The organism is Polaromonas sp. (assembly GCF_039930745.1).
Classification (GTDB): Bacteria; Pseudomonadota; Gammaproteobacteria; order Burkholderiales; family Burkholderiaceae_C; genus Polaromonas.
On sequence record NZ_JBDTTH010000069.1, the window covers coordinates 1 to 22,614 of the forward strand.

Below are 22,614 nucleotides of genomic sequence, written 5' to 3' on the forward strand. Positions count from 1 at the left end.
GAGCCGGACCCGCGGCCCCTGCTTGAGAAGAGAAGAGCCCCCACGTTCGCTCACTTCGTGTAGCTCTCTGCCCCCCGAGGGGGCGCTGCGCCTGCGGGCCGGCAGAGCCGGACCCGCGGCCCCTGCTTGAGAAGAGAAGAGCCCCCACGTTCGCTCACTGCGTGTAGCTCTCTGCCCCCCGAGGGGGGCGCTGCGCCTGCGGGCCGGCAAAGCCGGACCCGCGGCCCCGGCTGGTGAAGAGGGCGCGCTCACGCCCGTCGCCGCGCGTATTGCGCTACCTCAACAAGGGTGTCTGAGGAGTTGCCCTTACGTAGTTCCCGCGATGGACGCGGCTTCGGCGGGTTCTACACTGGCGAGGTCCATTTCAAAGGAGCCATTTATGAAACGCCTGTTAGTTCTCGCCGCCGCCGCAACGGCCCTGTTTGCCAATGCGCAAACATTCCCCGGATCCAAGCCGATTTCCATCGTTGTTCCGTTCGCAGCCGGCGGACCGACCGACCGTGTGGCACGCGACCTGGCCGAAGCCATGCGCAAAGCCATGGGCGGCACAGCCAACTTTGTGGTTGAAAACGTCAACGGTGCCGGTGGCACGATTGGCGCCACCAAGGTGGCCAAGGCCAATCCAGACGGCCACACGCTGCTGCTGTTTCATATCGGCATGGCAGCAACGCCCGCTTTGTACCGCAAACTGCAGTACAAGCCCTTGGAAGACTTCGAGTATCTGGGCATGGTGAACGAAGTGCCGATGACTCTGATCGGCAAGCCCCAGTTGCCCGCCAACACCTACCGCGACTTCGAAAACTACATCAAAGCCAACTCCGGCAAGCTCAATATTGCGCATGCGGGTCTGGGTTCCGCTTCGCACCTGTGCGGCCTGATGTGGCAAGCGGCGATCAATTCCAAGGAAGCCATGACCACCATTCCGTTTGGCGGCACGGGTCCGGCAATGAATGCGCTGGTCGGCGGCCAGGTTGACCTGATGTGCGACCAGACCACCAACACCACCGGCCAGATTGAAGCCGGCCGCGTCAAGGCTTTTGCGGTGACCACCGCCAAGCCATTGAGCAAGCACAAACTGCTCAAGGACTACCCGTCACTGCAGGAAATGGGCCTTAAGGGCTTTGACCTGACCATTTGGCACGGCTTGTATGCACCGAAAGGCACACCGCCCGCTGTTCAGGCCCAACTGAACAATGCCCTCAAAATCGCCCTGAAAGATCCCGACTTCATCAAAAAGCAGGACGGGCTGGGCGCAATTGTGGTGACCGACAAACGCGTAGAGCCTGCTGCCCACAAAGCCTTTGTGGCCGGTGAAATCGCCAAACTCAAGCCGGTGATTGACGCCGCCAAGCAGTTCGCCGACTGATCTGCGGCGCCTCCGCAAAAAAGCCGCCAGCTGCAAGCCTGGCGGCTTTTTTTTGGGCGCCCGCAGCCCTCCCCTACCTGGCGAACGTCTGGCCGGGATTGCCCCGATTGAAACGGCCTCCCCTTCGCCCTAAGGTAGAAGCATCCTCTGACACATCCCAACAGGAAATTCTGATGCCTTCCATTTTCAGGACAAATCGACGTCTAGCCCTCTCCAGCATTGCGCTGGCGGCTATTAGTTTCATAGCAACACCGGCCGCCGTGGCGCAGACGCCCTGGCCCACCAAGGCGGTCCGCATCGTCGTGCCCTTCGCGCCCGGCGGTACCACCGACATCCTTGCGCGTGCCGTTGCGCCCGAGTTGACCCGGGCTTTTGGTCAGCCTTTCATCGTGGACAACCGGGCCGGCGCTGGCGGCAATGTGGGTGCCGACCTGGTGGCCAAGTCTCCCGGCGACGGCTACACCCTGTTGATGGGCACGGTAGGTACACACGGTATCAACAAGTCGCTGTACAGCAAGATGCCTTTTGACCCGCAAAAGGACTTTGCGCCGATCACGCTGGTGGCCGGCGTGCCCAATGTGATGGTGATGAACACCGACAAGGCCGCCAAGCTGGGCATCAACAGCGTGCCTGATTTCGTCAAATATGCCAGGGCGCACCCGGGCCAGCTCAGCATGGCCTCCAGCGGCAACGGCACCTCCATCCATCTGGCCGGCGAACTGTTCAAGTCGCAGACCGGGATTTTCATGACCCATATTCCCTACCGCGGTTCCGGCCCGGCCCTGCTGGACCTGGTGGGCGGTCAGGTTGATGTGATGTTTGACAACCTGCCCTCGGCCATGCCGCAAATCAAGGGCGGCAAGCTCAAGGCCTTTGCCGTCACCAGCGCCCAGCGCTCGACCGCCATGCCTGAATTGCCCACGGTGGAGGAAGCCGGCAAGCTCAAGGGTTTTGAAGCCAGCAGCTGGTTCGGCCTGCTGGCGCCAGCCGGAACGCCGCCCGAGGTGGTCAATCGCATCCAGCAGGAAGTGGCCAAGGCCCTGGCCACACCGGCCATCAAGGAAAAAATGCTGGCCCAGGGCGCCATCCCGAGCGGCAACACCCCACAGGAATTCGCCAAGCTGATTGATGCTGAAATCATCAAGTGGGCGCAGGTCGTCAAAGTGTCAGGCGCGAAAGTCGACTAACGAGCGGCGGGCCACTGCCCCGGAGCGGGTTTCTTTTCAAGCAGGGGCCGCGGATCTGGCTCCGCCAGACCGCAGGCGCAGCGCCCCCTCGGGGGGCAGCGCAGTACGCGAAGCGACAAGCGTGGGGGCCCTAAACTCCCCAGACCACCTCGTGCCCAGCCTTGTGGTTGCGCTCGAGCATCTCGATGAACGGCAAGGCACGCTGGCGCAAACCCAGGCCCTCGCGGGGCACCGTGTCGGGGGCCTCTTCGTCGTGGGACTCTTCGAGTGTGATGGCTGCCTGCAGCGCAGCGATGGCCGCAGGCATCTGCTCGGGCAAGATGATGCCTTTGGGTCCGGCCTCCTTGCCTATGACCTCCAGTACCCGACGGCCATTGGCTTCCAGCATGATGAGGTCGCCGGAAGCTTTGGACTTGAATTTGTAGAGCATGAACGACTCCTCGTGGTTGCGTGAATAAAACTGATTATGGTCGCGTCCCCGGCCCGAGCCTGTAGGCGGCTTTCCCGTGCGCGACCATCCGCGTGAAGCAAAATAAGCGGCTATGTTCAATATTCCCAGCGTTCCAAAACCCGCCGTCCAGGGACTGAGCCAGGACGGCCTCGCTTTGCTGTCGCCCGCGAACCTTGCCGCAACGCTGCCAACCGGCTGGGCCGGTGACTGGCCAGCGCTGGGCGCCTCCTGGGAGCAACTGCCACCCGATGCCCACCTCAAGGATGGCGGACACTACCGCCGGCGCCGGCACAGCTGCTTCATCCAGGACTTGCCTGCCGGCCAGATGGTGCAGACGCCGCACCGCGCGCACTGGCAACCCACGGATTACAACGCCCTGCATGGCGGCTTTGAGCGCTGGTTCGAGCCGGTCGAGCCGGAAGTGGCCACAGCGCCCGCCTGGGTCAGCCTGCTGGCCGGGCTCGGGCAGCTCTTCGGCCAGGTGCGGCCCGTCCCCCGCTGGTACATCGAAGCCCATCAGTTCCGCATCGATACCATGGGCGGCGTGGGCCGGCCGACGCCGGAAGGCGCGCACCGCGACGGCGTGGACTTTGTGGTGGTCATGCTGGTGGCGCGCCGTGGCGTCAAGGGCGGCGAGACCCGCGTCTTCGATGCCAATGGCCCGCATGGCCTGCGCTTTGTCATGCAGGAGCCGCTGACCACGCTGCTGCTGGACGACGCCCGGGTGATTCATGAAACCACACCCATCCTGCCCCAGGAAGCCGGCACGGTGGACGGACACCGCGACACCCTCGTGCTGACCTACCGGGCGGGCGGCTTCCAGTCCCCCTGAGCCCCCACGTTCGCTCACTGCGTGTAGCTCTCTGCCCCCCGAGGGAGCGCTGCGCCTGCGGGGCCGGCGGAGCCGAACCCGCGGCCCCTGCTTGCAAAGACATGAGCTCGTGGAGGGATGCCGCCCCAGGGAGGGCTGCACCTGCGGCAGTACGCGCCCATCGAAGTCAGCGTTAACCATGAAGTCTCAAGCATCAAAAAAGCACTTGACGGAAATAGTTTAAACCTAAACAATTAAAACTCGATCAATCAACTTGAACGGTCTTGTCAATGCACATCCTTTGCCTGGGCGGCGGGCCCGCCGGCCTGTACTTCGCGCTGCTGATGAAGCTGCAGGATCCGGCCAGCCAGGTCACGGTGGTGGAGCGCAACCGCCCGTTTGACACTTTCGGTTGGGGTGTGGTGCTGTCCGACCAGACGCTGGACAACCTGCGGGCCGCCGACCCGGTGAGCGCCCAGCTGATTGGCGACGCCTTCAACCACTGGGATAACGTGGAGGTTTTTTTCAAGGGACGCTCGGTGCGTTCGGGCGGCCACGGCTTCTGCGGTATCGGTCGCAAACGTCTGCTGAACATCCTGCAGGACCGCTGCATCGCCCTGGGGGTGGATCTGGTGTTTGAAACCGAGGTGAAGAACGACCAGGCCATGGCCGCGAAGTACCAGGCCGACATTGTGATTGCCAGCGACGGCCTGAACAGCCGCATCCGCAACCGCTACGCCGACACCTTCAAGCCCGACATCGACCTGCGCGCCTGCCGCTTCGTCTGGCTGGGCACGCACAAAACCTTCGACGCCTTCACCTTTGCTTTCGAGCAGACCGAACACGGCTGGTTTGCCGCGCACGCCTACAAGTTCGACGACAACACGTCCACCTTTATTGTCGAAACGCCCGAGGCGGTCTGGAAAGCCCATGGCCTGGACCAGATGAGCCAGGAAGAAGGCATTGCCTTCTGCGAAAAGCTGTTCGCCAAATACCTGGACGGCAACGCGCTTATGAACAACGCCACACACGTGCGCGGTTCGGCGATCTGGATCCGCTTCCCGCGTGTGGTCTGCGAACGCTGGGTGCATCAGGAAACCATTGGCGGCAAGCAAGTGCCCATCGTGTTGATGGGCGATGCCGCCCATACCGCGCATTTTTCCATCGGCAGCGGCACCAAGCTGGCGCTGGAAGACGCGATCGAGTTGAGCCAGTGTTTTGCACAAACGCCCGAACCAAGCAAGGCGCTGGAAACCTATGAAGCGCTGCGCTCGGTGGAAGTGCTGAAGATCCAGAACGCAGCACGCAATTCAACCGAGTGGTTTGAAAACGTGGACCGCTACAGCGGACTGGATGCCGAACAGTTCTTTTATTCGCTGCTGACGCGTTCGCAGCGCATCAGCCATGAGAACCTGCGCGTGCGCGACGCCTCCTGGCTGCAGGGTTACGAGCTGTGGCTGGCCAAAAGTGCTGACAAGCCGGCGCCGCCACCCATGCTGCTGCCGCTGAAGGTGCGTGAGCTGCAACTGAAAAACCGCATCGTGGTTTCTCCCATGGCGACCTACAGCGCCAATGATGGGCTGCCTCAGGATTTTCACCTGGTACACCTGGGCGCGCGCGCGCTGGGTGGCGCGGCTATGGTGTTTGCCGAGATGACCGCACCCTGCCCCGAAGGCCGCATCACGCCGGGCTGCCCGGGCTTGTGGAATGAAGCGCAGATGCTGGCCTGGAAACGCATTGTCGATTTTGCGCACCGCTCGGGGGAAGGCGTGGCCATGGGCATGCAGCTGGGCCACAGCGGCCCCAAAGGCTCGACCCAGTTGGGCTGGGAAGCGCCCGACGAGCCGTTGCCGGCAGGCAACTGGCCGCTGCTGGCTGCCAGTGCCGTGCCGTACGGTCCGACCAATGCCGCGCCGGCGGCGATGACGCGCCAGGACATGGACCGCATCAAGGCGCAGTTTGTGGCTTCGACGCGGTATGCCGCACAGGCCGGCTTCGACTGGCTGGAGCTGCACTGCGCGCACGGCTACCTGCTGTCGAGTTTCATCACACCGCTGACGAATCAACGCACCGATGACTACGGCGGTTCGCTGGAGAACCGCTGCCGCTACCCGCTGGAGGTCTTCGAGGCCATGCGGGCGGCCTGGCCGGCACACCTGCCCATGAGCGTGCGCATCTCGGCTCACGACTGGGCGCCAGGCGGCAACACCGCCGACGACGCGGTGGAGATTGCGCGCCTGTTCAAGGCCGCGGGTTGCGACTTCATCGACGTTTCCTCGGGCCAGACCACCCGCGCCGCGAAGCCGGTGTATGGCCGCATGTACCAGACCCCGTTTGCCGACCGCATTCGCAACGAAGTCGGCATCCAGACGATTGCCGTCGGTGCGATTTCGGAAGTGGACCACGTGAACAGCATCATTGCCGCCGGACGCGCCGACCTGTGCGCCATAGCGCGTCCGCACCTGGCCGACCCGGCCTGGACGCTGCATGAAGCGGCCAAATTGCAAAGCCGGGCGGTGGACTGGCCGCGGCAATACCTCAGCGGCCGGGACCAGCTGTACCGCGAACTTTCAAAGCAAAAACAGGCCTGAGACCTTATGGTACGGGCGCAAGCAGCTATCAAATAAGTAGTAGAACAGGAGAACGCCATGGACATGGAAGCACGAGGCCACCGCGAGCACCCCGAGGCACTGCGCCTGTGGCTGCGCCTGCTGACCTGCACGCAGCTGATTGAAAAACAGGTGCGTGGGCAATTGCGCGAGCAGTTCGACACCACCTTGCCGCGCTTCGATTTGATGGCCCAGCTCGAGCGCAACCCCGATGGCCTGAAGATGAACGAGCTGTCGCGCCGCATGATGGTCACGGGCGGAAATGTCACCGGCATCACCGACCAGCTGGTGGCAGAGGGCCTGGTCGAGCGTATGGATGTCGAAGGCGATCGCCGTGCCTACCGCGTGCGCCTGACTTCGCGTGGCCGCAAAACCTTCGACGAAATGGCGCGGCAACACGAAGACTGGATTGTCCAGGCCTTCGGCGGCCTGTCTCCACGTGAACTGGAGACCCTGCACAAGCTGCTGGGCAAGGTCAAGCAGCACCAAATCGACCTGAGCGACCTGAACCAGGAAACGGAAAACGCATGAAACACTACATAGGCCCTGCCAATCCCATGCATGCGCAGTTCAACGCGTTTGCAGGCTACCAGGCACGCCACTTCGCCTACAGCTTTGACGCCGGTGTGGCCACCCTGAGCCTGAACCGGCCGGAGCGCAAAAACCCGCTGACCTTCGACTCCTACGCCGAGTTGCGCGACCTGTTTCGCGCCCTGAACAGCGCCACTGATGTCAAGGTGATCGTGCTGACCGGCGCCGGCGGCAACTTCTGCTCCGGCGGCGACGTGCATGAAATCATCGGCCCACTGACCAAAATGGCCATACCGGAACTGCTGGAATTCACACGCATGACGGGCGACCTGGTCAAGGCCATGCGTCTGTGCCCCCAGCCCATCATTGCCGCCATCGACGGCATCTGCGCCGGCGCCGGTGCCATGATGGCGCTCGCCGCCGACATGCGGCTGGGCACAGCGCAGGCCAAAACCGCTTTCCTGTTCACACGCGTGGGACTGGCCGGCGCTGACATGGGCGCCTGCGCACTGCTGCCACGCCTGATTGGCCAGGGGCGCGCGTCCGAACTGCTGTTCACCGGCCGCGCCATGACGGCGCAAGAAGGTCTGCAGTGGGGGTTTTTCAATGCGCTACACGAACAAACCGAATTGCTGTCCAAGGCGCAGGCACTGGCCGCCGACCTGGCCGCCGGCCCGACCTTTGCCCACGGCATGACCAAAACCATGCTGCACCAGGAGTGGGCCATGACGCTGGACCAGGCGATTGAGGCCGAGGCGCAGGCGCAAGCCATCTGCATGCAGACGAAAGACTTCACACGTGCTTACGAAGCCTTTGCCGCCAAACAAAAACCGGTGTTCAAGGGAGACTGACGTGAAAGCCTCCACCGCACACCTGGCACTGCCTTTTTTTGACGACGCGCATCGCGCGCTCGGCGAACAGCTCGCCGCTTGGGCGCCTGCCCAGCAGGTTGACGAAAGCGATGATAGACGCGCCTGCAAAGAGTGGGTGCGGCTGCTTGGCGATGGCGGCTGGCTGCGCTACTGTGTGCCTGCCAGCGCGGGCGGGGCCATGGAAAAACTTGATTCGCGCGCGCTGGTCATCCTGCGCGAAACCCTGGCCTTTCACTCTCCGCTGGCCGACTTCGCCTTTGCGATGCAGGGTCTGGGCAGCGGCGCCATCACCCTGGCCGGCACGCCGGCGCAGCAGGCCGCTTACCTGCCCGCCGTCGCACGCGGCAACAAGATTGCAGCCTTTGCGTTGAGCGAACCCGACGCAGGCTCCGACGCCGGCGCCATGGCCACCAGTGCTGACGAGGTGGACGGCGGCTGGGCCCTCAACGGCAGCAAGACGTGGATCAGCAACGGAGATATCGCGGACTTTTACGTGACCTTCGCCAAGACCGACCGCGAAGCCGGTACACGCGGCATCACCGCCTTCATAGTTGATGCCGGCAACCCGGGCCTGGACAGCAGCGAACACATTGCGGTAATGGCGCCGCACCCGCTGGCCACCTTGAAGTTTGCGCATTGCAAGCTCCCTGGCGAGTCGCAACTGGGCGCGCTCCATGGCGGCTTCAAGCTGGCCATGCAGACGCTGGACATCTTCCGCGCCTCGGTTGCCGCGGCGGCTCTGGGCATGGCGCGGCGCGCGCTGGCTGAAGCCGTACGTTTTTCGCGCGAACGCAAGATGTTCGGCCAGACCCTGGCCGACTTCCAGCTGACGCAAGCCAAGATCGGCGAGATGGCGGCGCTGATCGATGCCGCCGCGCTGCTGACCTACCGCGCCGCCTGGCTGCGCGACGACAGCGAAGCCAGCGGTGCCGGCAAGCGCATCACCGCCGAGGCGGCCATGGCCAAGATGACGGCGACGGAAAACGCCCAGCGCGTCATCGACATGGCGCTGCAAATGCACGGCGGGCTGGGCGTGAAGGTCGGCACCAAGGTGGAAAGCCTGTACCGCGACATCCGCTCGCTGCGCATCTACGAAGGTGCAACCGAAGTGCAGCAACTCATCATCGGCAAAGCCGTTTTGCAATCATGACCCCATCCAGCAACTTTTCCGTGCAAACCGACCGGTTTGTGCATGATCGCCTGCCGCTCCGGGAGCAGTGGCCGCACATGCGTTACGACCTGCCCGAACTGCAAATTCCCGCGCAGGCCAACCTGGTCGATGTGTTGTTCGGACGCATTGAAGAACGCGGCCTGTCGAACCGGCCCTTTCTGCGCTCCGACAAGATCATCTTGAGTTACGCAGACGCCCATGAGCGCGTCAAGCGTATCGCCCAGGTGCTGACGCAGGACCTGCAGCTGGTTCCCGGCAACCGCGTATTGCTGCGCGGCGGCAACACCATTGGTATGGCGCTGGCCTGGCTGGGTGTTGTCAAGGCCGGTCTGGTGGTGGTAGCCACCATGCCGCTGCTGCGCGCCAAGGAACTCGGTGAAATCATCGCCAAGTCGCAGGCAGCGCTTGCGCTGTGTGATGCCAGCCTGCTGGCAGAGCTGCAAGCTGCCCAGCAGCTGAACCCGACGCTGAAAACAATTGTCCCCTTCAACCTGAACGAGGCGAGCGCGCTGGCCGTGCGCGCGGCCGGCAAGGACGGGGCGTTCGCGCCCTGCCTCACCTTGGCCAACGACATTGCCATGATGGCCTTTACATCGGGCACCACCGGCACACCGAAAGCCGCCGTGCACACGCACCGCGACGTGCTGGCCGCCTGCGAGGCCTGGCCGCGCCATGTGCTCAAGGCCACTCCCGACGACATCGTGATGGGGTCACCACCGCTGGCCTTCACGTTCGGCCTGGGCGGCATGCTGATTTTCCCGATGTGGGCGGGTGCCTCGGTGTATTACCCGGGCATCCCCTACACGCCAGAAGCCATGGTCAAGCTCATCAACGCGGTGGGCGCCACCATCTGCTACACCGCGCCCACGTTTTACCGCCAGATGGCAGCCTTTGCCAAACAACACGGTGTGCCCACGCTACGCACCTGCGTCAGCGCCGGTGAGGGCCTGCCCGATGCTACGCGCCAGCTCTGGAAGGACGCGACCGGCATCGAGATGACGGACGGCATAGGCGCCACCGAAATGTTTCACATCTTCATCTCCGCCGCGCCGGCCGAGGTGCGCCGTGGCGCCATCGGCAAAGTAGTGCCGGGTTATATCGCCAAGGTGGTGGACGATGAAGGCCAGGAGGTGCCGCGCGGCACCATCGGCAAGCTGGCGGTCATCGGGCCCACCGGCTGCCGTTACCTGGACGACGAGCGCCAAGCGAAGTATGTCAAGGCTGGCTGGAATTATCCGGGCGACGCCTTCCTGCAGGACGACGACGGCTACTTTTTCTATCAGGCCCGGGCCGACGACATGATCATCACCTCGGGCTACAACGTGGGGGGACCTGAAGTGGAGGACGCACTGCTCAAACACCCCGCGGTGGCCGAATGCGGCGTGATCGGCGAGCCCGACGAGGAGCGCGGCATGATCGTCAAGGCCTTTGTGGTGCTCAAGCCCGGCCAGGAGCCCGGCGAAGCCATGACCCGGTTGTTGCAGGACCATGTAAAAACCATGCTGGCGCCGTTCAAGTATCCGCGCCGGATTGAATTCGTGAACAGCCTGCCGCGCACGGAAACAGGCAAACTGCAGCGCTTCAAGCTACGCCAGCCATGAGGTTCGAAACAAAAAAACAGATCCGGTTTCACCAGTGCGACCCGGCCGGCATTGTTTTTTATCCGCAATACTTCTACCTGCTGCATGAAGCTCAGGAAGACTTCCTGGCCCACATTGGTTACCCCGAACACGAGCTGATTGCCTCCGGGTTGGGTGTGCCTATCGTGGATCTGAAAACGGAATTTCTCGGCATGTGCCGTTATGGTGACGAGATCCGCATCAGCCTGGGTCTGACCCGTGTGGGCAATGCCAGCATCGGCATGCACTATGAAATTTATAGCTGTCCGCACCCACCAGATAAGGGCTCAAGCCTTAAATTGGTCGCAAAAACGGTGATCGTATGTTCTGAGGTGCCTCACGGAAAAGTGCGGGCCATTCCAGACGGACTGCGCGAGGCACTACTGCCCTACCTTGAAACAATAACGGAAAGCAAATCATGATGAAACTATTGCAACCGGCAGAGTGGGCTGCGCCCAAAGGCTACGCCAATGGCGTGATGGCCCGCGGCACCATGATTTTCGTCGGCGGGCAAATCGGCTGGAATGCGCAGCAGCAGTTTGAAAGCGACGACTTCATCGCCCAGACCCGCCAGGCCCTGCAGAACATCCTGGCCGTGCTGCAGGCCGGCGGCGCGGGACCGCAGCACATGGCACGCATGACCTGGTATGTGGTGGACCGCGTCGAATACATCGCCCGCCTGAAGGAACTGGGTGCGGTCTACCGGGAGGTCATGGGCAAGAACTTCCCGGCCATGACTTGCGTGGAAGTCGCCGCTCTTGTGGAGGAACGTGCCCGCATCGAAATTGAAGTCACGGCGGTCTTGCCTGACTGAACGACCGGAAGCTCCTGCACGACTCAGGCTCTGGAGAGTGTCAGGCACGCACAATGGACTATTCAAGTCTTTTCTCGCTTAAGATGACTTTGCATTCCGGCGCGACGTATTTGGAGATTTCCATGCCCTTTACCCGACCCCTCCCCCTCAGGCTTGCATCTCATGGCTGACAACACGTCCGGTTTCAGGCAAGCTGCGCCGGATCCGGAATTCGGACTGGCGCAGGCCCAGCGCAGAATGCAGCAGCAGTTGATGGAAACGACAGGCGTAGCCCAGTCGATCTTCCACCTGGAAACGCAGCAGTTGAGCTGGAACACCCGCGCTTATCAGATGTTTGGTGTGAACCCTGTCGGTGCACCCATAACCCTGGAAGCGGCGATGGGCCTGGTTTATCCGGACGACCTGGACCTGCTGGTCCGGGCCCGCGACCAGCTGCGCAAGGCGCCCGGCGCAATCGAGCTGGACTACCGCATCATCCGCCCCGATGGCGGCCTGGTAGATGTGCATGCGCTGCTCTATGCTGAAACCGATGCCCAGGGCCGCCCGCTCGCCTACGTTGAGATGTGCCTGGACGTCACCGAGCGCAAACGCATGGAGGACGCCCTGATCCAGTCCGCCCGCCTTTGCCGGGTGCTGGACCAGGTTTCGACCGACGGTTACTGGGAGCAGACGGCGGCCGCGCAGGGTACCAGCCCGGCAAACAGCGAGTCGGCCCCGCTGGCAACCCCCAGGGCCAATGGCCCGCAGCGAAAAATGCGCGTGCTGTATGTGGAAGACAATATGTACAACCTCATGCTGTTCGATGACGTGATGCGGACGCGCGACGATGTTGACGTGCGCATGGCCCAGAACGGTGCCCAGGGCTTTGAGGTGGCGGGCAGCTGGCTGCCCGACGTGCTGGTGCTGGACGGCCGACTGCCGGACACCCATGGCATCGATCTTCTCAAGCGCATGCGCGGCATACCGGGTCTGGAGGCCACGCCGGCCTTCATGTGTTCGGCCGACACCCTGCCTGAGCACAAGATACTTGCAGAACAGGCAGGATTTGCCGGCTACTGGACCAAGCCCGTGGACTTTGACAAGGTGTTTGACGAGCTTGATCGGGTCGCCGCCAGCAGCGACTTGCGCTGAACGCCCGGCCTGACTGACTGGCCGGCCACCGGCGTCCGCATGGAAATCTGCCCGCCAGCCGTAAACGATGCCGAAGCTTACTGAATACCCGATACCGGCGTAACAGAGCTTTCGCGCAGGATCAGCCAGCGGTCACCCGCTCGCACCCACTCCAGTGTTTTGGTCACGACATCCCGATAACTTGCCGAGCGGTAAGTCTGCTTGAAGATGGTCGACGCATGGGTGGCATCAGGCATCGCCACGGAGATATCGGCCACTTCCACCGCGATATCGACAGCGCGACCCAGAACAGCCTTGCGTTTTTCCTTCCAGGCGTTCCTGTCACCGTCAGTGGAAGGCACAAAACCGGGGGCATAAAACCCCAGATAAGCGTCTACATCGCGCCTGGACCACGCAGCACGCCAGCCCTCCAGCGCCCTGTTGATCTCACCGTTATTGACCGGTTCGGGCGACGACGCACTCGGCGCCGGTACAGACATGGCTGGCGCCACACGTGGTGCAGGCACCGCTTGGGTCGCAGATGAGGCCGTTGCCCGTGCCTGCAGAGACTCGCGTTCGCGGGCATTGGCCAGGGCTGTCTGCCTCTCGAGTGTCTGCCGGGATTCACTGCTGCTCGAGCTTCCGGATGGCGCAGCCGGCGCTGGCGCTGGCGCTGGCACCGGCGTCGGCGTGATGCCGCCTTCGGACGGCAAAGGCGCCGGTCCTGGCACCAGCACCTCCTGCACGGCTCGCTCTCGCGCATTGATCAAGGCGTTCTGCTTCACCAACTCTTCCGCCCGCAGGATCAGCGCGTCCTTGTCCACGACATACACTGAAACAGGCTCGGCCGGGCAGTGCTGCGAAGCGTCCTCGCCTTCGCTCCACTGATCCAGCCCGGGTACCGTGTCCGTCTCGATTTTGGACAGCTCCAGCGCAGAGAGCAGGGTGCCCAGGCCGGCGTGCGTCCTGGCGTAAGCGATGTTCAGGTCCTGCTCGGCATTAGCCACCGCTCGCCTGGCCTGGAACAACTCGTTTTCCGTGTCCAGCAAATCCAGCAGGGTGCGCTGGCCAATGTCAAATTGCTGGCGGTAGGCATTACGTGCCCTCTCGACGGACACCTTGTTCTGATCGAGGTAGCCCAATTGCTCCCTGAGCTTGCGCGCATCGTTGTAGGCAATCAGCAGCGTTTGCCGGATATCGCGGCAGGTCTTGTCGCGCAGGTCCTTGGCCACATTGAGCTGTTCGGCAAACTGGCGCTCGCGCGCCCGGTCGCTGAAGCCATTGAACAGGTTCCAGCTCATGACCACCTCGGCCACGGTGGTGTCGGAATTGCCCGGAATACTGTTCAGGTTATTCCCCTGGTCGCGGCGCAAGCGCAAATCGAAACGCGGCTGGTAAGCACCGCTGCGGGAAGCCAGCGCAGCGTTGGACGCGCGGACGTTTTCAATCGAGGCGCGCAAGGCACCGTTGCGCTGCTGTGCCTCCCGGATGGCACCAGTCGCGTCAGGCGGAATATCCTGAGTCAGCACCGCCGCCACTGGCATTTCCGCTGTAGGCACCAGGCCCACGATGCGCTGGAAGCGCGCCGTCGTGTCATGCAGGTTGGAGGTTTCCGTCAACAGGTTGGCCTCGGCCAGTGCCAGACGCGCGGAAATCTGCTCCAGGTCCACCGCACGCGCTACCCTGGCCTTGACCCGGCGCTCCGTCTGGTTGAAAACCGAGCGATGTTGGACGAAATTTTCTTCGGCCAGGCGCACCAGCTCCCGGTAGCGCAAAACATCGTAATAGGCGCGGACCGCTTCGAGCGCCACACTCTCCGAAGTGTCAAAAAATTCGAAAAGACGCACAAGCCGTGCATGGTCAAGCCGTTTGATGTCGTTGCGCGTGGCAAAACCGTCGTACAGCAGCTGTGTAATGGTCAGGGAAGCGGAATTTCTGTCGAAGCGAGTACTGCCAATGGTAGCGGCGGTGTTTCGCCGCTCGGAACCATTGCCGGCCGCCACGTCCACCCTGGGCAACAGTCCGCCTGCGCTCACGCCGCGTTCGCCGTCCGCCGCCTTCAAGGTATGCCAGCGTGCGAGGACTTCAGGGTTGTTCAAAACGGCATTCTGCGCCGCTTCCTTAAGCGTCAGTGGCTTGGTGGCTTGGGCAAAGGCCGGGGCCTGCAAGCCCAACAGCAAGGTGCCAAGCACCGTGCCGGCACGAATCAGGACGGTGATCGCTTTTCCCGGCTTGTCCGCCTCAAGCGAACTTTCACCGACGCTCAAAGCTTCAGTGACGGGCACTTGCAAGCTCATGCAACCGACGGCTTCGCCGTTACACTGCAGGAACAACATGACCTTCCGACAACCACCACCGGCGTCAGCAGGAACAAGCTTTTCGGCGGCTTTTTTGGCATTTTTTGACTCTTTGCTGGAGTTGACTCCCGCCCCGGAGAGGACAGGGGACTATGGCTTCCAACCACTTGTACGAACAAAATCTTCGAAACAAGGTTAAGAAATCACAGGTAGTTACTGTTTTATATAGATATTTTCATGTTAACGCAGGATTTTCTCTAGCGCAATAACATCCGGGGCCAATTTCGTCGATGCGGCGAAAACGAAACACTTGAAGCACCTTTCAAAAGCCGCCCTGATCATCCTGCTGTTTCTTGCCGGGGCATGGAAGGTCGCCGCAGTCGATTTTGACCGGATGCAAAACGTCCTGTCCCAGCGCTTTGGCCCGGTGTCCCAGGAATCTTTCCGCGACTGGCAAAAACTCCTGCGGGAAAATGCCGACCAGCCCGCGCCGGCCAAGCTCAAGCAGGTTAATGACTTTTTCAACCGCCGCATCAAATTCAGGGACGACCAGGAGGTGTGGGGGCAAAGCGATTACTGGGCTACGCCCATGGAAACCCTGGGCAGGGGCGCCGGTGACTGTGAAGACTTTGCCATTGCCAAATATTTCACGCTATTGCTCCTCAACGTTCCCGATGAAAAATTGCGCCTGATCTACGTGCAGGCGCGCCTGGGGGGCACCAACAGCAGCATCACCCAGGCGCACATGGTGTTGGCCTTTTACCCTTCTCCGGAAGCTGAACCGGTGCTTCTGGACAACCTGATCAATGATCTGCAACCCGCATCGCGCCGACCGGATTTGAGCCCGGTGTTCAGCTTCAACAGCCAGGGTCTCTGGCAAGGTGCCAGCGGCGCCCGCGGTGCCGGTGGCCCTGCCAACCTGTCACGGTGGCAGGAATTGCTCAGACGCGCGCGTGCCGAAGGTTTTGATTGAGTCCATTTACAAACCGCTATAAAGAACCGTTCCGAGGGGAATCTTCCATGTCGATGTACCGCCAAATGTGGCTTGCAATCATTCTCAGCACCCTGTTGGCGTTGCTGGGGGGCTTGCTGGCGTCCACGTTGAATGCCCGGAATTATCTGTCGGAGCAGCTCAGTTCAAAAAATACTGACAACGCAACGGCGTTGGCTTTGGCACTGAGTCAGCAACAGGCAGACGCGGTCATGGTCGAACTGACGGTATCGGCTTTGTTCGACAGCGGGCATTACGAGTTGATACGCGTCGTCGATCCTCTCGGGAAAATCATTGTCGAACGTACGACACCGGCCAGAGCGGGCACAGTTCCAGAATGGTTTGTCAGCACACTGCCCTTGGATGCAACGCCAGGACAGGCGCAGATCAGCAGCGGTTGGACCCAGCTGGGCACTCTGACCCTTGTCAGCAACAGCCGCTTTGCCTATCAGGCGCTGTGGAAAAGCGTTGTACAGCTGGTACTCGCGCTTGGCCTCTCCGGCGTGATAGGTGGGCTCCTCGGGGTCATGATCCTGCGGCGCCTGCGTGAGCCTTTGCAGCGTGTCATCAAGCAGGCGAACGACATCAGCGAGCGGCGTTTTGTCTTGAGTGACGTCCCCGCTGTTCCGGAACTCAGGCAGCTGGCCCTCGCCATGAACGGCATGGTCACCCGTCTCAAAGGAATGTTTGCCGAAGAAGCGCAACGCCTGGAAGTCCTGCGCATCACGGCTAACTATGACCCGGTGACCGGGCTGGCAAACCGGACTTTTTTCCTGGTCCAGCTGCTGGACTCTCTGGACGGGGAAGAAGCCGCAGGCGACACACTGCTGCTGCTCCGCGTTGCGGATTTTCCCAGGCTCACACAGCGCCTGGGCACACCCGCCGTCGATGAAGTCCTGAAAACCTTCGCAGCAGTACTCAACCAGCATGCCACACAGGTCGCCGGCGTGGCAGCACGCATCGGTGACTCCGACTTTGCATTGCTGCTGCCGGGCCAGGTCCGGGCACGCGATATGGCCAACAGGGTGCTGTCGTCATTGGTGGAGGCATGCGTTCCATTGACCGGCAAGGGGCCGACGGCCTATATCGGCATCGGCACTTTGAAGTTCGGGCAAGACATGGCCGGCCTGATGGCCGAGGCCTCGAGTGCCTTGATTGCAGCTGAGGCGGCCGGCAACAATGCCATCCGGGAGACCGGCAGCGAGTTCACGGCCCACGGCAACGAGAAAACCACAGAGCTGCTCAGGCTTGCACTGGACCAGGGCCGGGTTCGCTTGCTTTTTCTTCCGGTTCTTGACATGAAGGGAAGGCTTATCCACCGTGAGTGCGTCATGGAACTTCTGCCTGATGGCATGGACGCATGGCGCCCCGCCAGGCACTTTCAGCAAGTGGCCGAGGAATATCAGCTGATGCCACGGATGGACCTGTCAGCCCTCGAATTGGCACTTGAGAAACTGCGTCAGGACACCGGCCTCCCCGGCTTGTCCATCAGCCTGTCGGCACTTTCCATCGGTGAAAAAAGCTTTCGCGCCCGATTGCTGGGCCTGCTGGGCGAAAACCGGAGCTTGGCCGGCCGCCTCTGGCTGGAAGTGCCCGAAACCACGGCCGCCAAACGCATTGAAAACCTTCGCGAATTTGTCGCCGAAGTCAGGCAGGCCGGCGGCCGCGTCGGGCTTGGCAATTTCGGCCGACACTTCAATCAGGCAGATGTGCTGCACGACCTCGGGCTCGACTTTCTCAAGATCGACTCCAGCTTCATTCGAGGCCTGCAATACAGCACGGCCAACCAGATCTTCCTCAAGAGTCTGGCAGCCGTTGCCCACAAGATGGGCATGCAGGTCTACGGGGAAGGCGTGATTGACCGGGCCGAGCTCGCTGCCCTGGAAAGCACGGGGTTCGATGGTGCCTCAGGAGCTGCTGTCAGGGAGCAAACCTAACGGCCTTCGCAGAATGAAGCCGCCACCCCGAAGAGAGCGGGCGGCGGCTGCCCTGCGGCAGTGGCATCAGTCTGTGTTGAGTTTTCCCTTCGTGAGCAAGTCCTGGATCACCTGCTGGTCGGTCGTGTAGGCCCCAATCATGTCAATGCCAGACAGCACAATCCTCTGATCCTCGGCCCCTGTGACAATCCCCGACGGGGCGCCCACCGTATGAGGGTCCGAAGCGAAACCGCCCGTCGTGCTGATATGCACAATGGTGTCAGCGCCCGATTTCTCGAAATGCAGGTAGTTCGCCAAATTGTCCTGTCCCAACAGCGTGCCCGCGGTCTCGCCGATCAGGAGGTCTCTGAGATCGAGAACATCCCCGCCAGCCGCGCGGGCACTTGTGTTGAAGTCCGTGATTGTGTCGGTGACCGGCGCACCCACCGTCCCACCATCGTTCAGTTCCCAGCGGAAAATGTCGGCACCCAAACCACCGGTCAGGATATCTGAACCCTGTCCACCGATGATCAAGTCGCGCCCGTCGCCGCCGTTGATGGTGTCATTACCAGTACCTCCCACCAGCCGGTCGTCACCCGCGCCACCGTTAAGTACGTCATTACCGTCACCGCCGTAAACAAAGTCCGAAGAGGCTGTCAGCGTCGGCGTATTGTTCGCGGCAGTTCCCTCATAGGCATTGGTGGCGGATACCAGGCTGATCATCTGATCCGCCGTATGCACACCGTTCGTTGCACTGATGCCGATCAGTGCCGACTGGGCGGTACCCACGCCGCTGACAGTCAGCAGATTCGAGAGGTCCCAGGTAGAGATATCAATCGACTGAGTTGTCCCCGTCGTTACTGTGGCGCTATGACCCGCGCCGTCAGTGATGGTCCAGCCGTTGAGCAAGCCATTGACGGTGAGCGTTTCAAACGCCCTGGCAGTCACATCGAGTTTGAAACTGCTCCCGTCATTGGCAATTGCTACATCGTGGTGGTTCGTCTCAACCATCCAGACCGAGCGGACCTGTTCGGTGGTCAGCACCGTGTCATAAATCCGCAAATCATCAACTGTCGCATTGAGGTATTTGTCATTGGTAATGTTGCGTGAAAAATCGGCATTCACGCCATTGGTAAAGCCGATACCGAACACATTGGTGATGGTGCCCTGCAAACCAGTAGCGGTAACAGTGTTCTCAAGTACGCCGTCCACCCAAATCTGGGTCTGCCCGGTAACGGAATTGCGGGTCATCGCAACGAAATGCCACGTGTCATCGGAAACGATGGTTGTGCTCTTGGCGCCCGCAGTATTGCCCACGTTGAGAGCGATATGTCCCGTGTTGTCAATCCATCCCCATTGCGCGTCGTTTGCCGCACTGGCCTGCTCGGAACCGATCACGCTGGGGCGGTTCCAGCCGATATCGGTTCCGCCGAATTGCGCCGCGTCGGTGGTGGCGTTCTGCGTGGTCTTGATCCAGAAGGAAACGGTGGCCGATGCGGTGATGGGAGTCAGCTCGACAGGATCAACGGCCAGGGATGCCCCCTGACCATCGAACTGCAATGCCGTTCCGGAGGTTCCGGCATGCCCGGCAACCCAGGCCGGAAGATTACTGCCGTTCGCGGTGTTGGCGTCTGACAGCGTGCCCTTGATACCCCTGAGTTCATTGACCGCCGGCACACCAAAAGCCTCGTCAAACGTCCATTGCCCGACAGGACGAACCAACAGGATGGGGGCGCTGTCCAGGTCAAGAATGGTCGCCGTACCCACCGCTACGGAGTTGGAAATCGGGCCAGTGGACAGATTGGCCGTCAACGTGAAAGTTTCCGAGCTCTCAATGCTTCCATCCACCACGGTGGGTGTCCGCACCAGCACGCTGGTCTTGCCGGCAGAAATCACCAGGCTGCCGGAATAGGCCGTCCAAGTGACACCGCCGTTGACGGAGTATTCCAGGCCTGGACCGTAGTCGGCAGCGGTGGCAGTCCCATTTCCGGTCGTCAAAGTCACAGTGACATCATTGCCGGTTTGCGCACCCAACCGGATGTCGAACACAGCGTAGTCACCTTCGACAATCGTCGTGTTGCTAACCACGGCAAGCGACGGCGGAGGGCTCGCCGAGAGGCCGCCGGTGAAGATATGGAAGGTCAGCGTTTGCGACGAGCTCGCCGTTGCACCGTTGGAGCCTTCCGTACTCGTCGCGGTCACCCCTAGATCGACTCGGCCGGAATAATCTTCAGGAAACACCAGGTAGGCGGCGGCCAGTGCAGCAGTCGGAATGGTGACCGAGCCATTGACCGCTTGGTATGTGATGCCACCCGAAACGATGCGCGACCCCCCCGGCATGTTGGAGATGCGCAGGGACAGGACCTCCGAGCCATCCGCATCAACCAGGCTTGTCGTGATCTTTCCGGCCAGAGATATCTGCGTGGTTGTTCCTGTCACCGAGTTCAGGTTGGTCGCATTGTCCTGCATCGCGCCCTGCGCCTGCACCAGACGGATATCGTCGAAATAGCCGCCCACGCCCTCCCCGGTTTCGGTGGAATTGGTGCGAATGGTAATCGTATGATTGCCGGTTGTAGTGAAGTTGAAACCGGCACGTATCGCCTCCCAGACCAACGCCGAGTTGACAGCTCCAGCCGCGTAGGTATAAATCACCTCGTTGGCAGTCCCCGCGTCCAATACCACCTGGAAGCCGGTGCCGGCCACAGGCGCCGCATCCGGCGCATAATTCATGCTCAGCTGGTAGACGTTGGCGGTGCTGCTGACGTTGATGGTTCGCGTGATACCCAGTGTCTGGTAGTTCGGGTTGAGGGCGGAAGCACCATTGGCGGCATTGTCCAGGTGCAGGAAAATCTTCTGCGAATCTCCGCCTGTAGCGCTTCCAAGCATGCCTGCGGCGGTATAGGCCACATTACCGGGAGAGGTCCTGAGAGCGTCGCCGTCAGCATTGAAGTAAAACTGGTTAATTTGGCGCCCGGCGGATGCCCCCGCAGTGTCCCCCGTCAGCGTCGTCAGCAAGGACCATCCCTCAATGGCTGCTGTGCCCTTGGCATGCGTCGGGTTATTGCTATCGTCGGCGGTGGATACCAGGGTGCCCACCGACTCCCACGTGGTGTTGAACACCTCGGTGAAAGAATTTACTACCGTCAGATTCGGCATGTCTGCGACCGCTTCGACTGCAATGGCTGCAGTTACGGTCGTACTGTAATTGCTACCGTTGTCCCTTGCCTGGTAGGAAAAGCTCGTGTTGCCACTCCAGTTCGCATTGGGCTTGAAATAAAGAACGAGTTCCCCGCCGGTTGCTGTCATCAACGTGTTTACCGTGACAGTTGTCGTCATGGAGGCATTGGTATAAAGCGTGCCGTTGGCCGCAAGTGCCGTGACTCTGAAAGTGGCAATTGACCCACCCGGATCGACTGCCGAAAGTGTGACCGCAATAGGAGAAATGTCCTCAAGCCCGCTGGCACTTGTAGCAAATGCGATGGGGTTGCCAGCTGCAACCACATTGACCGTGGTGCTGGCAGTATTGCTGTTGTCGCTACCGTCATAAACGGTAACATTGACATTTCTCACCACCGATGTAGCAGTCGTGCTGCTGAACAGGATGGTTTGGATCGCCTGCTGGTAAGCGGCCAGCGAAGCGGAACCGTTCAACGTTATCCCGGTGGTACTTGAGGTCGAAGTCCAAGTGATCCCGAGACTGTTGAGCAAGGTCTGCCCCGCAGCCGTGATGATCAGCAACTGATTGGCGTTGGCCGTCCCCGTCAAGGACACTGTCGCGCTTGTCAGGTTGGCGTGATCCAGATCCGTAATGCTTATATCGGAATTGGCGATCGACTGCGCCCCAGCCGCACCACTACCTCTGGCAACGTAAATCGTATTATCCGACCCGCTGGCGCCGGCATTCAGATCAAGAACAGGCGCATCGTTTACCGGTGTGACTGCAACGGTGGTAACAGCGGGGGCGCTGTTGGTGGAACCGTCATTGACTACAAAAGTGATGTTTCGGGTAGTGTTGCCGGGGTTGTCACCGGTGTTCACATACGTAATGGCTCGCAAGGCAACCTGATAGGCCGACACACTGGCGATTCCGCTCAGCGTGATCACATTGCCGACGACGACCACGGATATGCCAGCAGGGACTGAGCCGATTGCCAGTACGTCACCGGCTTGTGCATTCGTCAGCGTAATGGTAGCGCCGCTAAGCGTCGCGCTATCGACATCCGTAATTTTGAGCGTCGGCGACGTCACTTGGATCGGGCTTCCGTTCTCGATAAACGCAGTCGCGTACCCCGTGCCGCCGGTTCCAGCATCCAGATCCAGGAGCGGCGTGTCGTTCACGGCCACCACGTTGACGGTCTTGCTGGCCACCGTGCTCAGGTTGTTCAGCGCTTGCCCATCGTTGACCACATAGTTGATCGTGCGCGTAGCCGTCGAAGGTGTTTCGCTGGTATTGGTGTACGTGACACTGCGCAGTGCGGCCTGATACTGCGCCACTGTTGCGGTTCCGCTCAGGGTCATGACACCCGTGGTCGCGTTATAGCTGCCGGTGATTCCGCCCATGGTCGTAAAGCCCAGCACATCCTGACCAGATACAAATCCGCCGCCGATGGAAACAGTTGCACCCGTCAGATTGACGTTATCCACATCGCTGACCGTGATGCCGCTGTCGATCACGACTGGTGTGGAGACGACATTGTTGCCTTCGGTAAAGGTGATCGTACCCCCACTCACCGTACCGATGGGGCGGTCATTAGCACCTGTAACCGTGACAGTCAGAACCTGCGCCGCCGTCGCTCCGGCCGTATCCATCACCGTGGCCGTAAAGACGTCCGTCGGCGTACTGCCCGCTGGCAAGGCGTTGACCGCCGC

Annotated in this window: 16 protein-coding genes; 13 read left to right on the forward strand and 3 right to left on the reverse strand. The window is 61.3% G+C overall.

Features of this window, described 5'->3' with window-relative positions:
- Positions 1 to 379 precede the first annotated feature (379 nt).
- Entirely contained in the window at positions 380 to 1,366 is a 987-nt protein-coding gene (locus ABI660_RS17435) for a tripartite tricarboxylate transporter substrate-binding protein (RefSeq protein WP_348070423.1), read from the forward strand.
- A 173-nt stretch (positions 1,367 to 1,539) separates the two neighbouring features.
- Complete coding sequence (locus tag ABI660_RS17440; protein ID WP_348070425.1) at positions 1,540 to 2,553, forward strand: tripartite tricarboxylate transporter substrate binding protein; 1,014 nt, start codon at positions 1,540 to 1,542, stop codon at positions 2,551 to 2,553.
- A gap of 130 nt (positions 2,554 to 2,683) precedes the next feature.
- Here ABI660_RS17440 and ABI660_RS17445 read toward each other — a convergent pair whose 3' ends face one another.
- On the reverse strand, positions 2,684 to 2,983 hold the full coding sequence (locus tag ABI660_RS17445; protein ID WP_348070427.1) for a DUF1840 domain-containing protein: 300 nt from the start codon (positions 2,981 to 2,983) through the stop codon (positions 2,684 to 2,686).
- Positions 2,984 to 3,095: 112 nt separating this feature from the next.
- On the opposite strand from ABI660_RS17445, the gene ABI660_RS17450 reads away from it, so the two are divergent.
- From ABI660_RS17450 to ABI660_RS17490, 9 genes are all read left to right on the forward strand, one after another.
- Entirely contained in the window at positions 3,096 to 3,836 is a 741-nt protein-coding gene (locus ABI660_RS17450; protein WP_348070429.1) for a 2OG-Fe dioxygenase family protein, read from the forward strand.
- 269 nt (positions 3,837 to 4,105) lie between these two features.
- Positions 4,106 to 6,406 (forward strand): bifunctional salicylyl-CoA 5-hydroxylase/oxidoreductase, encoded by a 2,301-nt coding sequence (locus tag ABI660_RS17455; RefSeq protein ID WP_348070453.1) that lies wholly within the window; start codon positions 4,106 to 4,108, stop codon positions 6,404 to 6,406.
- A 57-nt stretch (positions 6,407 to 6,463) separates the two neighbouring features.
- Positions 6,464 to 6,955 carry a MarR family transcriptional regulator gene (locus ABI660_RS17460; protein ID WP_348070431.1) on the forward strand — a complete coding sequence of 164 codons (492 nt, stop codon included), beginning with the start codon at positions 6,464 to 6,466 and terminating at the stop codon, positions 6,953 to 6,955.
- Positions 6,952 to 7,806, forward strand: coding sequence for an enoyl-CoA hydratase family protein (locus tag ABI660_RS17465; protein WP_348070433.1), 855 nt, complete (start codon positions 6,952 to 6,954; stop codon positions 7,804 to 7,806). The genes ABI660_RS17460 and ABI660_RS17465 overlap by 4 nt, the downstream gene beginning before the upstream one ends.
- A gap of 1 nt (position 7,807) precedes the next feature.
- On the forward strand, positions 7,808 to 8,977 hold the full coding sequence (locus tag ABI660_RS17470) for an acyl-CoA dehydrogenase family protein (protein ID WP_348070435.1): 1,170 nt from the start codon (positions 7,808 to 7,810) through the stop codon (positions 8,975 to 8,977).
- Positions 8,974 to 10,599: an AMP-binding protein gene (locus ABI660_RS17475; RefSeq protein ID WP_348070437.1), complete on the forward strand. Its 1,626-nt coding sequence runs from the start codon at positions 8,974 to 8,976 to the stop codon at positions 10,597 to 10,599. Before ABI660_RS17470 ends, ABI660_RS17475 begins: the two co-directional genes overlap by 4 nt.
- Complete coding sequence (locus ABI660_RS17480) at positions 10,596 to 11,039, forward strand: thioesterase family protein (RefSeq protein WP_348070439.1); 444 nt, start codon at positions 10,596 to 10,598, stop codon at positions 11,037 to 11,039. Before ABI660_RS17475 ends, ABI660_RS17480 begins: the two co-directional genes overlap by 4 nt.
- The gene (locus ABI660_RS17485) at positions 11,036 to 11,431 is read left to right on the forward strand and encodes a RidA family protein (RefSeq protein ID WP_348070441.1); all 396 of its coding nucleotides are present in this window, start codon (positions 11,036 to 11,038) and stop codon (positions 11,429 to 11,431) included. The genes ABI660_RS17480 and ABI660_RS17485 overlap by 4 nt, the downstream gene beginning before the upstream one ends.
- Positions 11,432 to 11,593: 162 nt before the next feature.
- Positions 11,594 to 12,562, forward strand: a complete 969-nt coding sequence (locus ABI660_RS17490) for a response regulator (protein ID WP_348070443.1) — start codon at positions 11,594 to 11,596, stop codon at positions 12,560 to 12,562.
- Between the two features lie 77 nt (positions 12,563 to 12,639).
- Here ABI660_RS17490 and ABI660_RS17495 read toward each other — a convergent pair whose 3' ends face one another.
- Positions 12,640 to 14,826: a TolC family outer membrane protein gene (locus ABI660_RS17495; RefSeq protein ID WP_348070445.1), complete on the reverse strand. Its 2,187-nt coding sequence runs from the start codon at positions 14,824 to 14,826 to the stop codon at positions 12,640 to 12,642.
- A 322-nt stretch (positions 14,827 to 15,148) separates the two neighbouring features.
- On the opposite strand from ABI660_RS17495, the gene ABI660_RS17500 reads away from it, so the two are divergent.
- Positions 15,149 to 15,811 carry a transglutaminase-like cysteine peptidase gene (locus tag ABI660_RS17500; RefSeq protein ID WP_348070447.1) on the forward strand — a complete coding sequence of 221 codons (663 nt, stop codon included), beginning with the start codon at positions 15,149 to 15,151 and terminating at the stop codon, positions 15,809 to 15,811.
- Positions 15,812 to 15,858: 47 nt separating this feature from the next.
- Positions 15,859 to 17,766, forward strand: coding sequence for a LapD/MoxY N-terminal periplasmic domain-containing protein (locus ABI660_RS17505; RefSeq protein ID WP_348070449.1), 1,908 nt, complete (start codon positions 15,859 to 15,861; stop codon positions 17,764 to 17,766).
- 66 nt (positions 17,767 to 17,832) lie between these two features.
- On the opposite strand, the gene ABI660_RS17510 is transcribed toward ABI660_RS17505, so the two are convergent.
- Entirely contained in the window at positions 17,833 to 22,599 is a 4,767-nt protein-coding gene (locus ABI660_RS17510) for a type I secretion C-terminal target domain-containing protein (RefSeq protein ID WP_348070451.1), read from the reverse strand.
- Positions 22,600 to 22,614: the final 15 nt, after the last annotated feature.

Excerpts from the sequence above, each read along its gene's own strand:
- ABI660_RS17435 (WP_348070423.1), top strand. The coding sequence starts at position 380 with ATGAAACGCCTGTTAGTTCTCGCCGCCGCCGCAACGGCCCTGTTTGCC.
- ABI660_RS17440 (WP_348070425.1), top strand. The coding sequence starts at position 1,540 with ATGCCTTCCATTTTCAGGACAAATCGACGTCTAGCCCTCTCCAGCATT.
- ABI660_RS17445 (WP_348070427.1), bottom strand. The coding sequence starts at position 2,983 with ATGCTCTACAAATTCAAGTCCAAAGCTTCCGGCGACCTCATCATGCTG.
- ABI660_RS17450 (WP_348070429.1), top strand. The coding sequence starts at position 3,096 with ATGTTCAATATTCCCAGCGTTCCAAAACCCGCCGTCCAGGGACTGAGC.
- ABI660_RS17455 (WP_348070453.1), top strand. The coding sequence starts at position 4,106 with ATGCACATCCTTTGCCTGGGCGGCGGGCCCGCCGGCCTGTACTTCGCG.
- ABI660_RS17460 (WP_348070431.1), top strand. The coding sequence starts at position 6,464 with ATGGACATGGAAGCACGAGGCCACCGCGAGCACCCCGAGGCACTGCGC.
- ABI660_RS17465 (WP_348070433.1), top strand. The coding sequence starts at position 6,952 with ATGAAACACTACATAGGCCCTGCCAATCCCATGCATGCGCAGTTCAAC.
- ABI660_RS17475 (WP_348070437.1), top strand. The coding sequence starts at position 8,974 with ATGACCCCATCCAGCAACTTTTCCGTGCAAACCGACCGGTTTGTGCAT.
- ABI660_RS17480 (WP_348070439.1), top strand. The coding sequence starts at position 10,596 with ATGAGGTTCGAAACAAAAAAACAGATCCGGTTTCACCAGTGCGACCCG.
- ABI660_RS17485 (WP_348070441.1), top strand. The coding sequence starts at position 11,036 with ATGATGAAACTATTGCAACCGGCAGAGTGGGCTGCGCCCAAAGGCTAC.
- ABI660_RS17490 (WP_348070443.1), top strand. The coding sequence starts at position 11,594 with ATGGCTGACAACACGTCCGGTTTCAGGCAAGCTGCGCCGGATCCGGAA.
- ABI660_RS17505 (WP_348070449.1), top strand. The coding sequence starts at position 15,859 with ATGTCGATGTACCGCCAAATGTGGCTTGCAATCATTCTCAGCACCCTG.